Below are 13736 nucleotides of genomic sequence, written 5' to 3'. Positions count from 1 at the left end.
TGACCACACCCAGGAGAAACGATGCAAGATTCCATTCTGACGACCGTAGTGAAAGATATCGACGGTGAAGTGACCACGCTGGAGAAGTACGCCGGTAATGTGCTGTTGATTGTCAATGTCGCCTCAAAGTGTGGCTTAACGCCGCAATATGAGCAGTTGGAGAATATTCAGAAAGCCTGGGCCGATCGAGGTTTTGTGGTGCTGGGATTCCCGTGCAACCAGTTTCTGGAACAAGAACCGGGCAGCGATGAAGAGATTAAAACTTACTGTACCACCACATGGGGGGTGACGTTCCCGATGTTCAGTAAGATTGAAGTTAATGGCGAAGGACGCCATCCGCTGTATCAAAAATTGATTGCCGCAGCGCCGACCGCAGTCGCGCCGGAAGAGAGCGGATTCTATGCCCGTATGGTCAGCAAAGGTCGTGCACCGCTGTACCCTGATGATATTTTATGGAATTTTGAGAAATTTTTAGTTGGCAGGGACGGATTGGTCATCCAGCGTTTTTCCCCGGATATGACGCCGGAAGACCCCATTGTGATGGAAAGCATTAAACTGGCGTTGGCAAAATAATGTCTATTGTGATGCAGTTACAGGATGTTGCGGAATCTACCCGCCTGGGGCCACTTTCTGGCGAGGTTCGGGCTGGGGAGATCCTGCATCTGGTGGGGCCGAATGGCGCGGGTAAGAGTACCTTGCTTGCACGAATGGCCGGAATGACCAGCGGTAAGGGAAGCATTCAGTTCGCGGGGCAACCCCTGGAAGCATGGTCCGCAACAAAACTCGCGCTGCATCGCGCCTATCTTTCACAACAGCAGACGCCGCCGTTTGCAATGCCGGTCTGGCACTACCTGACACTGCATCAGCACGATAAAACGCGTACCGAACTACTGAATGATGTCGCAGGGGCGCTGGCTCTTGATGACAAACTCGGACGTAGCACCAATCAACTTTCCGGCGGTGAATGGCAACGCGTACGTCTTGCTGCGGTGGTGCTGCAAATCACACCACAAGCCAATCCCGCAGGTCAATTGCTGCTTCTTGATGAGCCGATGAACAGTCTTGATGTTGCGCAACAAAGTGCGTTAGACAAAATTCTGAGCGCTCTGTGTCAGCAAGGACTGGCGATTGTGATGAGCAGTCACGATCTCAACCACACATTGCGTCATGCGCATCGGGCGTGGTTGCTAAAAGGTGGAAAAATGCTGGCCAGTGGACGCAGAGAAGAGGTGCTCACGCCGCCAAATCTGGCGCAGGCCTATGGGATGAATTTTCGCCGTCTGGATATCGAAGGTCACAGAATGCTGATTTCGACCATCTGATTTCATTAGTATCTTGAAAATCGGGTAATTACGACGCTAAATTAATGCAAGAATAAAAAACAGAGGAACCGTACGGAATGCGTTTCTGCCTTATTTTGATCACAGCACTGTTTCTGGCCGGGTGTAGCCACCATAAAGCACCGCCGCCAAATGCCAGACTTTCTGATTCGATTACCGTTATTGCCGGTTTGAACGACCAGCTACAAAGCTGGCATGGCACGCCGTATCGTTATGGTGGCATGACGCGGCGCGGTGTGGACTGTTCGGGATTTGTGGTTGTAACGATGCGCGATCGTTTCGATTTGCAGCTGCCCCGAGAAACCAAAGAACAAGCCTCTATCGGCACGCAAATTGATAAAGACGAGTTGCTGCCTGGTGACCTGGTCTTTTTCAAAACGGGGTCCGGACAAAATGGTTTGCATGTAGGTATTTACGATACCAACAACCAATTTATCCACGCCTCTACCAGCAAGGGAGTGATGCGTTCCTCACTTGATAATGTCTATTGGCAGAAAAATTTCTGGCAGGCGAGACGAATCTAGTATGTCGAAAAATGGACGGCGATGATACATCGCCGTCCATTTACTCCTGAATACAGTAGTATTTTGCAGACAAAAATTCCGTAAATGGATTATTCGTTTATAATCAGGATAATCTAAAAAAAGGACCCCTGAAAAAGTGGTTAACATGGAACAAATGAAAGTTACTCCTTCTGTAATTGTTATGTCTTATGGCCTCATCCCTTTTAGCCGGATACTGAAAAACATCCTTCGAGAGGGACGGTTACCATGAAGATTTTTTTGGAGAATCTTTATCATTCTGATTGCTATTTCCTGCCGATAAGAGATAACCAGCAACTCCTTGTCGGCGTTGAGTTAATTACCCATTTCTCCAGTGAAGATGGCACGGTGCGTATCCCGACGAGTCGGGTTATAGCGCAACTTACCGAGGAGCAACATTGGCAATTATTTTCAGAGCAGTTGGAATTACTAAAATCATGCCAACATTTTTTTATTCAACATAAACTCTTTGCCTGGCTTAATTTAACGCCACAAGTGGCTACATTATTATTAGAGAGGGATAATTACGCAGGCGAACTATTAAAATATCCGTTTATTGAACTGTTGATTAATGAGAATTACCCGCATCTCAATGAAGGAAAAGATAATCGCGATCTTTTATCCTTATCGCAAATGTATCCCCTTGTGTTAGGCAATTTGGGAGCAGGTAATAGCACAATGAAAGCGGTTTTTGATGGTCTTTTCACCCGCGTCATGCTGGATAAAAGTTTTATTCAGCAACAAATCACGCATCGCTCCTTCGAACCGTTTATTCGTGCGATCCAGGCGCAAATTTCCCCTTGTTGCAATTGCATCATCGCGGGGGGCATTGATACGACAGAAATATTGGCACAGATTACCCCCTTCGATTTCCATGCTCTCCAGGGATGCCTGTGGCCTGCCGTTCCTATAAATCAGATAACGACGTTGGTTCAGCGATAACCCTCCTGTTTGCTGGTGTTTAAGACGAGAGTAACCGTCTACACTATCAAACAGGAGGATCTATGACCCTGTCTTTTATTACCCGCTGGCGCGATGAATTGCCAGAAACCTATACAGCACTTTCCCCTACGCCTTTAAATAATGCCCGGCTGATTTGGCATAATACCGAACTCGCTAACACGCTGAGTATTCCATCGTCGCTGTTTAAAAATGCTGCAGGTGTCTGGGGCGGCGAAACCCTACTGCCTGGTATGTCACCACTGGCGCAGGTTTACAGTGGTCATCAGTTCGGCGTCTGGGCGGGCCAACTGGGTGATGGGCGCGGCATTTTACTTGGCGAACAACTGCTTGCTGATGGCACTACAATGGACTGGCATCTGAAAGGTGCTGGCCTGACGCCTTATTCGCGAATGGGTGATGGACGGGCGGTTTTACGTTCGACGATACGAGAAAGTCTCGCCAGTGAGGCGATGCATTATCTGGGCATTCCGACGACCCGCGCGTTAAGTATCGTCACCAGCGATTCGCCAGTGTATCGGGAAACGGTGGAGCCAGGCGCGATGCTGATACGTGTGGCACCAAGTCATCTGCGCTTTGGTCATTTCGAACATTTTTACTATCGCCGCGAGCCGGAAAAGGTTCGTCAGTTAGCTGACTTTGCCATTCGTCATTACTGGTCACATCTTGCAGATGATGAGGACAAATACCGTCTCTGGTTTACCGATGTTGTCGCACGTACCGCATCGTTAATTGCCCAATGGCAGACGGTCGGCTTTGCTCATGGGGTGATGAATACCGACAACATGTCGCTGCTGGGGCTGACGCTTGATTACGGGCCGTTTGGTTTTCTTGATGATTACGAACCCGGTTTTATTTGTAATCACTCGGATCATCAAGGGCGTTATAGCTTTGATAATCAACCTGCTGTCGCGTTGTGGAATTTACAGCGTCTGGCGCAGACATTGTCACCATTTGTTGCCGTAGATGCCCTGAATGAGGCCCTGGACAGCTATCAGCAGGTTTTGTTGACGCATTATGGACAACGGATGCGGCAGAAACTGGGCTTCATGACGGAGCAAAAAGAGGATAACGCGCTACTGAATGAATTATTCAGTCTGATGGCGCGAGAGCGCAGCGATTATACCCGCACATTCCGCATGCTGAGTCTGACCGAGCAGCACAGCGCGGCGTCACCGCTACGTGATGAGTTTATTGATCGTGCGGCATTTGATGACTGGTTTGCCCGTTATCGGAGGCGTTTGCAACAAGACGAGGTTAGCGATATTGAGCGTCAGCAACTGATGCAAAGCGTTAACCCAGCTCTGGTGTTGCGCAACTGGTTGGCGCAACGGGCGATTGAAGCGGCAGAAAAGGGTGATATGACGGAATTGCACCGCCTGCATGAGGCGTTGCGAAATCCTTTCAGCGACAGAGATGATGACTATGTCAGTCGTCCACCTGACTGGGGTAAACGGCTGGAAGTCAGCTGCTCGAGTTAAAGGCTACTTAGTTAACAGCAGCTTGCCAGCCTGAGTTTTACGGAGCAGATATTCTTGCCCGTCATGATCGATAATCAGTTTGCCATCCGGACCTAACAGTGTCTGGCTGGAAATTCGCCGAATAGGCTGCGGGGAAGCGGTCTTGTGATTGGCATCCGTTTCAGGCGTGAGTTTTCTGCTATCCGTATAACGCATAAAAATTAATAATAATTGATATAACAATGATTCTTATTATCAATATTATGGCTAACCAGAGCAAGCAGTAATGTGCTGAGAAGACAACAAGTTGCGCAGAAATGCCCATCCCATCAGGAATGGGCACGCATTCAGAAGCGGGTATCTACCGCAGAGGCGAGTTTTTCGACCAGGCGTTCGGTATCTTCCCAGCCCAGACACGGGTCGGTAATGGATTGACCGTAAGTGAGCGGCTGACTGCCGACGATTTTTTGCGTTCCTTCGCGCAGGAAACTTTCCGCCATAATTCCAGCAATCGCCGTAGAGCCATTGCGGATTTGCTGACAAATATCCTCACAAACTTCTAACTGGCGACGGTGCTGCTTCTGGCAGTTACCGTGGCTGAAATCCACCACCAGATGTTCAGGTAAATCAAACTCGTGCAGCGTATCGCAGGCTGCGGCGATATCATCGGCATGATAATTCGGTTTTTTGCCGCCACGCATAATAATGTGGCCATACGGGTTGCCGCTGGTCTGATAGATGGTCATCTGACCATTTTTGTCTGGCGAGAGGAACATATGGCTGGCGCGGGCTGCGCGGATAGCATCCACGGCAATCCGCGTGTTGCCATCGGTACCATTTTTAAAACCTACCGGACAGGAGAGTGCCGAAGCCATTTCACGGTGGATCTGACTTTCGGTAGTACGTGCGCCAATCGCGCCCCAACTGATTAAATCAGCAATAAACTGACCGGTCACCATATCGAGGAACTCAGTCGCGGTAGGGACACCCAGCTCATTTACCTGTAAAAGTAATTTGCGCGCCAGCTCCAGACCGTGATTTACCCGATAGCTGCCGTTTAAATCCGGATCGGAGATTAGCCCTTTCCAGCCGACAACAGTTCGTGGTTTTTCAAAATAGGTGCGCATTACGATTTCCAGCCGTGACTGGTACTGGTTGCGCAGCGACTGCAGACGGGTGGCGTACTCCATTGCAGCGGTGAGATCGTGGATCGAGCAGGGGCCAATAATAACCAACAGTCGCTTATCTTCACCATTCAGTATTTTTTCAATTCTGCGGCGGGAGTCGGTGACATGGGCGGCGACGCCAGGCGTTACGGGATACCGTAGCGCGAGTTCGGCGGGCGTTACCAGGCTCTCAATACGCGCAGTACGGAGTTCGTCAGTTCTGTTCATTACAAGTCTCAGAAATTTGTTGCTTCTACGGCAGGACTGCCGGGAAGTGATGCGCATCACGATAAACCAATCGCTGCTGATTTCAAGTGCGAGGTGTGTCACACCTCGCCGGGTGGTTAGCATGATAACAAAAAAATAAGCTAATGCACTAGTTCTCTAGTACATTCGGCGACTAAGGCCCATGATATCGAGGATCTTGGTGGCAATCTCTTCTACCGAATAATTGGTACTGTTAATCCACGGGATCTGATTTTTACGGTACAACGCTTCCACTTCCGCGACTTCCATCCTGCACTGACGAAGCGAGGCATAGCGACTGTTCTCCCGACGTTCCTCGCGAATCGCCGCCAGACGTTCCGGGTCGATAGTCAGGCCGAACAATTTGTGCTGAAGCGGTTTGAGCGACGCGGGTAGCACCAGATTATCCATATCGTCGGCAATAAAGGGGTAGTTTGCCGCGCGGATACCAAATTGCATTGCCAGATACAGACTGGTGGGGGTTTTACCACAGCGAGAAACGCCGAGCAGGATCACCTGAGCCTGGTCCAGATTGCGCAACGAAATACCGTCATCGTGGGCAAGGGTGTAATCAATCGCCGCAATGCGCGCATCATATTTATTGAGATTATTAGGGTTAAGGCCATGGGTACGATGAGCAATCGGCGTTGGATCCAGTTTCATCTCTTGTTGTAGCGGGGCAACCAACGCCTGAACGATATCCTGGCAAAAGCCTTCACTTTGCAAGATGATGGCGCGAATCTCCGGCAACACGATGGAGTAGAAGACCAGCGGGCGCACACCTGTCTGGTGATAAATTGCGTCAATCTGATCCTTCACTGCCCGTGCACGGCTCTCATTTTCGACAAACGGCAGCGTAATGCTGCTGATAGTGACGGGAAATTGTGACATTACTGCGTGTCCTAATACCTCCGCAGTTATTGCCGTACCATCAGAAATATAAAAAACGTGGCGATCAACAGCATTATCCATTTTGTTCTTCCCGTGATGCAGACATAATTCTATGAAAGCATAAATTAAAAACGCACAGAAGCGTAGGACGTAATGTCTGGTTTATAAAATGAACCTTCAATTTTATTTTTTATGAAAACAGCATTTCATTTTTATGGTTTCGTTTATACCGATGGTTTATGTGGAAATTGTCGAATAGAGCAGGTTTGCGCAACGCTGGGATCAGTCTTAAAAAGTAAAAAAATATATTTGCTTGAACGATTCACCGTTTTTTTCATCCGGTTAAATATGCAAAGATAAATGCGCAGAAATGTGTTTCTCAAACCGTTCATTTATCACAAAAGGATTGTTCGATGTCCAACAATGGCTCGTCACCGCTGGTGCTTTGGTATAACCAACTCGGCATGAATGATGTAGACAGGGTTGGGGGCAAAAATGCCTCCCTGGGTGAAATGATTACTAACCTTTCCGGAATGGGTGTTTCCGTTCCGAATGGTTTCGCCACAACCGCCGACGCGTTTAACCAGTTTCTGGACCAAAGCGGCGTAAACCAGCGCATTTATGAACTGCTGGATAAAACGGATATTGACGATGTTACCCAGCTTGCGAAAGCGGGCGCGCAAATCCGCCAGTGGATTATCGACACTCCCTTCCAGCCTGAGCTGGAAAATGCCATCCGCGAAGCTTATGCACAGCTTTCCGCCGATGACGAAAACGCCTCTTTTGCGGTGCGCTCCTCCGCTACTGCAGAAGATATGCCGGACGCTTCCTTTGCCGGTCAGCAGGAAACCTTCCTCAACGTTCAGGGTTTTGACGCCGTTCTCGTGGCAGTGAAACATGTATTTGCTTCTCTGTTTAACGATCGCGCCATCTCTTATCGTGTGCACCAGGGTTACGATCACCGTGGCGTGGCGCTCTCCGCCGGTGTTCAACGGATGGTGCGCTCTGACCTCGCATCTTCTGGCGTGATGTTCTCCATTGATACCGAATCCGGCTTTGACCAGGTGGTGTTTATCACTTCCGCATGGGGCCTTGGTGAAATGGTCGTGCAGGGCGCGGTTAACCCGGATGAGTTTTACGTCCATAAACCGACACTTGCAGCGAATCGCCCGGCTATCGTGCGTCGCACCATGGGGTCGAAAAAAATCCGCATGGTTTACGCGCCGACCCAGGAGCACGGCAAGCAGGTTAAAATCGAAGACGTACCGCAGGAACAGCGTGACATCTTCTCGCTGACCAACGAAGAAGTGCAGGAACTGGCAAAACAGGCCGTACAAATTGAGAAACACTACGGTCGCCCGATGGATATTGAGTGGGCGAAAGATGGCCACACCGGCAAACTGTTCATTGTGCAGGCGCGTCCGGAAACCGTGCGCTCACGCGGTCAGGTCATGGAGCGTTATACGCTGCATTCACAGGGTAAGATTATCGCCGAAGGCCGTGCTATCGGTCATCGCATCGGCGCGGGTCCGGTGAAAGTCATCCATGACATCAGCGAAATGAACCGCATCGAACCTGGCGACGTGCTGGTCACTGACATGACCGACCCGGACTGGGAACCGATCATGAAGAAAGCATCTGCCATCGTCACCAACCGTGGCGGTCGTACCTGTCACGCGGCGATCATCGCTCGTGAACTGGGCATTCCGGCGGTAGTGGGCTGTGGTGATGCAACAGAACGGATGAAAGACGGTGAGAACGTCACTGTTTCTTGTGCCGAAGGTGATACCGGTTACGTCTATGCGGAGTTGCTGGAATTTAGCGTGAAAAGCTCCAGCGTAGAAACGATGCCGGATCTGCCGTTGAAAGTGATGATGAACGTCGGTAACCCGGACCGTGCTTTCGACTTCGCCTGCCTGCCGAACGAAGGCGTGGGCCTTGCGCGTCTGGAATTTATCATCAACCGTATGATTGGCGTCCACCCACGCGCACTGCTTGAGTTTGACGATCAGGAACCGCAGTTGCAAAACGAAATCCGCGAGATGATGAAAGGTTTTGATTCTCCGCGTGAATTTTACGTTGGTCGTCTGACTGAAGGGATCGCGACGCTGGGTGCCGCGTTTTATCCGAAGCGCGTCATTGTCCGTCTCTCTGATTTTAAATCGAACGAATATGCCAACCTGGTCGGTGGTGAGCGTTACGAGCCAGATGAAGAGAACCCGATGCTCGGCTTCCGTGGCGCGGGCCGCTATGTTTCCGACAGCTTCCGCGACTGCTTCGCGCTGGAGTGTGAAGCAGTGAAACGAGTGCGCAACGACATGGGGCTGACCAACGTTGAGATCATGATCCCGTTCGTGCGTACCGTAGATCAGGCGAAAGCGGTGGTTGAAGAACTGGCGCGTCAGGGGCTGAAACGTGGCGAGAACGGGCTGAAAATCATCATGATGTGTGAAATTCCGTCCAACGCCTTGCTGGCAGAGCAGTTCCTCGAATATTTCGACGGCTTCTCAATTGGCTCAAACGATATGACACAGCTGGCGCTCGGTCTGGATCGTGACTCCGGCGTGGTGTCTGAATTGTTCGATGAGCGCAACGATGCGGTGAAAGCATTGCTGTCGATGGCTATCCGTGCCGCGAAGAAACAGGGCAAATATGTCGGGATTTGCGGTCAGGGTCCGTCCGACCATGAAGACTTTGCCGCATGGTTGATGGAAGAGGGGATCGATAGCCTGTCTCTGAACCCGGACACCGTGGTGCAAACCTGGTTAAGCCTGGCTGAACTGAAGAAATAAAATAAATCCCGGCGGCGTTCAGTCGCCGGGTTTATGTGATCCCCGAAGATAAAACTTATTCAATCTCTTCACAGACATCCTGCGTTAATCGCCGCATAATATCTTTTCTTAACAAAAACTTTTGTATTTTACCTGAGGCAGTGCGCGGTAGTTTTTCGATTACCACGATATGTTCAGGATATTTATATTTTGCAACCCGTTTACGGCTAAAAAAAGCCACCACCTCTTCCAGCGATAATGAATGATGCGGCGCTTTCAGCACGACATAAGCGCATGATCGTTCACCTAAACGTTCATCGGGCATTGCAACCACACAGGCATCGTGAATTTTAGGATGCTGCAATAAAATATCTTCCACTTCACGGCTGCTAATATTTTCGCCGCCGCGGACAATAATATCTTTTTTGCGTCCGGTAATTTTTATATAGCCAGCCTCATCCATACGGCAGAGATCGCCGCTGTAATACCAGCCTTCTTCATCCAGCGCACGGGCGGTTAATTCAGGTTCATCAAAATATCCCATAAACACATTGGGGCCACGCGAGGCTTCTTCACCTTCGCAACCTGGCGGTAAGGTCTTGCGTGCGTCATCGACCACTTTAATCTCTACACCTGCGGCAGCGTAACCATCGGTGTGCATAAAGCGCGACAAAGGATCATCGAGATTCACCACCGCATGCGGCGAACTTTCTGTGGAACCATAAACACTTAATAATTTAATGCCGAGCTGCTGGCATTCACGCGCCACTTTTTTGGGGATTGTGGTTCCGCCGCAAAGAAAGAAACGCAGCGCTGACAGGTCCGCGGGTTGTTTCTCTAGTACATTCAAAAGATCATAGACAAACGGCGTTGCGCCTAGCATACAGGTGCAACGCTGCTGCTCAAGCAGCGCGAGACACGCATCAGGAGTGAAAATATCTAACAACACGCTGCGAGCGCCAATTAAGAATGGTGCCGTTACGCCATGCAGAAAGCCCGTTGCGTGGCCGAGTGGCGCAGGCATCATAAAGACATCCTGCCAGGTCAGATTCAGCCGCGCGCAATAAGCCCGCTCACTGGCGAGAATATTGTTATGCGTTAGCATCACGCCCTTTGGCAGACCCTCGGTTCCGGAGGTAAACAGCACCGCAGCTAATTCATCGCCGTGGGTCGTTATCGCCGTGGTCAGTGGGGTATTGTCGGCGATAATCTGACTTAATGAGAGGGAAGAGGTGGCGGGAGCCAGTTTGTCCACGCCGACAATTTGTTGTAGTTGTGGAAGCTGATTTTGCAGCGGCAGGATTAAATCTACCGGGCGCGTTTGTTTAAACAACGTCGGTGCAAAGAACATTTTTGCCTGACACTTATTGAGCACCCACACCAGTTCTGCTTCCCGCCAGGAAGGCAACAGCGGCACGGAAACCGCACCGATTTTCAGGCAGGCAAGATAGATAACGGTAAATTCACACCAGCCAGGCAGTTGAAATGCGATGCGATCGCCTGATTCAATACCCTTCGCTAACATCCAGTTTGCCAGACAGCTCGCGGCGTGATCGAGCGCGCTATAGGTGTACGATGCACCATGATTATCGACCACGGCAATTTTGTCTGGCATCGCACGAGCGGTCTGCTGCCAGTAATCGGCCAGCGAAGCATCGCCCCATAGCCCTTGCTGACGATACGCCGCACGACGTTGTTCGTTGAACGTTAATGTCACTTTCATGTTGGACTCTCGAAACAGAACATCAGGCCCGAGATGCGGGCCTGTGGGATGCATGATTAGCCGTAGCGAAAATCAATACCGAAGGTGCCTGCGGGATATTGCCACTGTTCGAGAATAGTGTTACCGCACAGCACCCGACAGGTGCCGCACTCCAGACAACCGGCAGAATCAAAATGAATGTTGCCGGCGTCATCCTGCTTATAAAGTCCGGCAGGGCAGGCTTTCATTAATTTACGGAATTCATTGATATCGGGATTTGCCGCCAGAATGATATGCGGGTGGCCCTCATCAACATGGAATTTATTGACGCCTAATTTGATGTCGACGTTAACCGTAGCGTTCTGGCTCATAGCGCGGTTGCTCCCTTAATGCCATCTTTCAGCAAGTTGATCAGCCCAATTTTCTTCGCATGTCCCATGATCATTTTGCGTACCGGCTGGTTTGGTTTGCCGTCAATGGTGAACATCTCGTTCATGATGTCGGCGACCATTCGTGGGTATTGGCTAAACAGGCGCGGGTTTTCCATCAGCGCCGGGATCTTGCGGAAATGCTGCATATCGCGCATGACGCAGCTTTGTTCCAGCTCACGTTTGTATTGCGCCAGACTGCTGGCGGAGAAATCCTCGCGTTCTTTGGCGGCGATCACCGTTGTGGCGGCAGCCTGAGCCGATGCAATGGCTAAATCCATGCCACGAACTGTAAAACCCAAATTCAGGCAGAAGCCTGCGGCGTCACCAACGATCATCACGCCATCGTTAACCATCTGCGGCACCATTGCCAGACCGCCTTCTGGCACCATATGCGCGGAATATTCAAGCAGTTTGCCGCCGCTAATTAGTGGGCGAATGGCGGGGTGTTGTTTAAAATCTTCCAGCATTTGCGGCACGCTTTTTTGCGTATGGGCGATATCACCCAATCCACAAACCAGCCCCAAGGATATGGAATCCTTGTTGGTATAGAGAAATCCCCCGCCCATCAGGCCGTCAGAAGGGGAACCGGCAAACAGCCAGGCGGCACCTTCCTCGCCCGTAATATTAAAGCGATCGTTGATCTGTTCTGGTGTGAGGCCAATAACCTCTTTAACACCAACAGCGTAATGATGCGGATCGGAAGCGGGAACCATTCCCAGCGAGCGGCCAAGCATCGAGTTAACGCCATCAGCCAGAATCACCACATTCGCTTCGAGAATATCATCCCCAGCCTGCACGCCAGTGACCTTGTTTCCTTCACGAACCAGCGCATCGACGCGAACGCCTGGGATAAACTGCGCGCCCGCCTGCTCGGCTTGTTCCATCAACCACGGGTCCAGACGATTACGCAATACGGTATAAGATGCGTGTTGCGGAACATCTGGTTGCTCGCGGTGAAAATCGAGGGTAACGGCGCTTTCTTCGGTTAAGAAGGAGATTTTCTCGCGTGTGACCTTGCGTTCTACCGGCGCTGATACTGCAAAGCCTGGAATGATTGCTTCAAGTGTGTGGGCATAAAGACGCCCGCCGGTCATGTTTTTACATCCGGCACTGTCGCCGCGTTCTATCACCAGGACATCCAGCCCGGCTCGCGCCATGACCAGTGCGGCAACGCTACCAGCAACGCCCGCACCGACCACAATGGCATCAAATTTGTCTTCCGACATGCGTTATGCTCCCTTCCCGCTGCGTTTACAGCGGGAGATGTGGTTGAAAGGGGAATTAGCGGCTCAACTGGCTAATCAGGGCAGGGACGACTTTGTAGATATCGCCCACCAGACCGTAGTCGGCATAATTGAAGATTGGCGCATTTTTATCTTTATTGATGGCGACAATCACTTTTGCGCCGTTGCCGCCAACCATATGCTGGATCTGCCCGGAGATCCCCAGCGTCAGGTAGAGATCGGATTTCAGCAACACGCCGGAGACACCGATATAACGTTCACGCTCCATCCAGTTCTCGCCTTCGGCAATTGGACGTGAACAGCCGACTTCAGCATTCAGCACCGCCGCCAGTTCGTGGACCATTTTCAGGTCATCCTGCGCCGCCAGACCACGACCGACGCCAACCACACGTTTTGCTTTGCTCAGGTCCACGCTGCTTGCGGCTTTCGCACGGCGTTCGCGACAGAGAATTTCATGACGCGGAGCAACATAAGGTACCGTTTCTGTCGGGCACTGATGAGAGGTATCACTGGTGCACGGTTCCTGAACACCGGGTGCAAGGGTAATGATCGCCAGCGGGCTGTTGATCTTTTCCTGAGCGAACGCTAACCCGCCATACATCCGGTGTTCGGCGCAAATGTGACCATCGATAATATCCACCGCCGTGGCATCGTTCACCAGCGCCGCATTCAGTTGCACACTTAACCGTGCTGCCAGAGCTTTACCACGTTTCGTCGCGGCCAACAGCAACATAGCGGGGTGTTTATCTTTCAGCAGGGCAGCAATGCTTTCGGCGTAATTTTCAGTGCGTTGCAGCGCGTCGTTTTGCTCAAGAACATAAATACATTTTGGACCATAAGGCATAACTGCCTGCGCCTGGTCGGTATTTTGTACAATGGCATACACCTGTTGGCCCCATTGCTGAGCGCCGCCAAACAGTTCAGCATAACGTTCAGGATTATCGCTAAAGACCCAGACGCTGTTTAATTGACTCATCGTTTCT

13 protein-coding genes are annotated in these 13736 nt (G+C 50.9%); 6 read left to right on the top strand and 7 right to left on the bottom strand.

Going from position 1 to position 13736, the window contains the following annotated elements:
- Positions 1-21 precede the first annotated feature (21 nt).
- The 5 genes from btuE (at position 22) to selO (ending at position 4323) form a co-directional block, all read left to right on the top strand.
- Entirely contained in the window at positions 22-573 is a 552-nt protein-coding gene (gene btuE / locus ACJHXA_RS03085; RefSeq protein WP_001154187.1) for a bifunctional thioredoxin/glutathione peroxidase, read from the top strand.
- The gene (gene btuD / locus ACJHXA_RS03080; RefSeq protein ID WP_000029466.1) at positions 573-1322 is read left to right on the top strand and encodes a vitamin B12 ABC transporter ATP-binding protein BtuD; all 750 of its coding nucleotides are present in this window, start codon (positions 573-575) and stop codon (positions 1320-1322) included. Before btuE ends, btuD begins: the two co-directional genes overlap by 1 nt.
- A gap of 77 nt (positions 1323-1399) precedes the next feature.
- The gene (locus tag ACJHXA_RS03075) at positions 1400-1864 is read left to right on the top strand and encodes an NlpC/P60 family protein (protein WP_001209780.1); all 465 of its coding nucleotides are present in this window, start codon (positions 1400-1402) and stop codon (positions 1862-1864) included.
- 246 nt (positions 1865-2110) lie between these two features.
- Positions 2111-2824, top strand: coding sequence for an anti-FlhDC factor (gene ydiV / locus ACJHXA_RS03070; protein ID WP_001315654.1), 714 nt, complete (start codon positions 2111-2113; stop codon positions 2822-2824).
- 62 nt (positions 2825-2886) lie between these two features.
- Positions 2887-4323: a protein adenylyltransferase SelO gene (gene selO, locus ACJHXA_RS03065; RefSeq protein ID WP_000175615.1), complete on the top strand. Its 1437-nt coding sequence runs from the start codon at positions 2887-2889 to the stop codon at positions 4321-4323.
- Between the two features lie 3 nt (positions 4324-4326).
- Here the strand turns inward: selO and hemP are convergent, their stop codons facing one another.
- The 3 genes from hemP to ppsR form a co-directional block, all read right to left on the bottom strand.
- Positions 4327-4518 (bottom strand): hemin uptake protein HemP, encoded by a 192-nt coding sequence (gene hemP / locus ACJHXA_RS03060; protein ID WP_001270809.1) that lies wholly within the window; start codon positions 4516-4518, stop codon positions 4327-4329.
- A 131-nt stretch (positions 4519-4649) separates the two neighbouring features.
- A complete protein-coding gene (aroH, locus tag ACJHXA_RS03055) occupies positions 4650-5696 on the bottom strand; it encodes a 3-deoxy-7-phosphoheptulonate synthase AroH (protein WP_001082204.1) in 1047 nt (348 codons plus the stop codon).
- Between the two features lie 156 nt (positions 5697-5852).
- Positions 5853-6686 carry a posphoenolpyruvate synthetase regulatory kinase/phosphorylase PpsR gene (ppsR, locus tag ACJHXA_RS03050; protein ID WP_000368046.1) on the bottom strand — a complete coding sequence of 278 codons (834 nt, stop codon included), beginning with the start codon at positions 6684-6686 and terminating at the stop codon, positions 5853-5855.
- Between the two features lie 332 nt (positions 6687-7018).
- On the opposite strand from ppsR, the gene ppsA reads away from it, so the two are divergent.
- On the top strand, positions 7019-9397 hold the full coding sequence (gene ppsA, locus ACJHXA_RS03045; RefSeq protein ID WP_000069375.1) for a phosphoenolpyruvate synthase: 2379 nt from the start codon (positions 7019-7021) through the stop codon (positions 9395-9397).
- 55 nt (positions 9398-9452) lie between these two features.
- Here ppsA and fadK read toward each other — a convergent pair whose 3' ends face one another.
- Genes fadK through ACJHXA_RS03025 form a run of 4 tightly spaced genes read right to left on the bottom strand, consistent with a single transcriptional unit; the run spans position 9453 to position 13729 of the window.
- Positions 9453-11099, bottom strand: coding sequence for a medium-chain fatty-acid--CoA ligase (fadK, locus tag ACJHXA_RS03040; protein WP_001297385.1), 1647 nt, complete (start codon positions 11097-11099; stop codon positions 9453-9455).
- A gap of 56 nt (positions 11100-11155) precedes the next feature.
- A complete protein-coding gene (locus ACJHXA_RS03035; protein ID WP_000081071.1) occupies positions 11156-11449 on the bottom strand; it encodes a ferredoxin family protein in 294 nt (97 codons plus the stop codon).
- The gene (locus tag ACJHXA_RS03030; RefSeq protein ID WP_001287819.1) at positions 11446-12735 is read right to left on the bottom strand and encodes an FAD-dependent oxidoreductase; all 1290 of its coding nucleotides are present in this window, start codon (positions 12733-12735) and stop codon (positions 11446-11448) included. The genes ACJHXA_RS03035 and ACJHXA_RS03030 overlap by 4 nt, the downstream gene beginning before the upstream one ends.
- A gap of 55 nt (positions 12736-12790) precedes the next feature.
- Complete coding sequence (locus ACJHXA_RS03025) at positions 12791-13729, bottom strand: electron transfer flavoprotein subunit alpha (protein ID WP_000080691.1); 939 nt, start codon at positions 13727-13729, stop codon at positions 12791-12793.
- Positions 13730-13736: the final 7 nt, after the last annotated feature.

The sequence above is a fragment of the Escherichia sp. WS33 genome (assembly GCF_046486385.1).
In the GTDB taxonomy this organism is placed as follows: domain Bacteria; phylum Pseudomonadota; class Gammaproteobacteria; order Enterobacterales; family Enterobacteriaceae; genus ECMA0423.
This window is presented reverse-complemented; position numbering and strand designations above follow the sequence as displayed.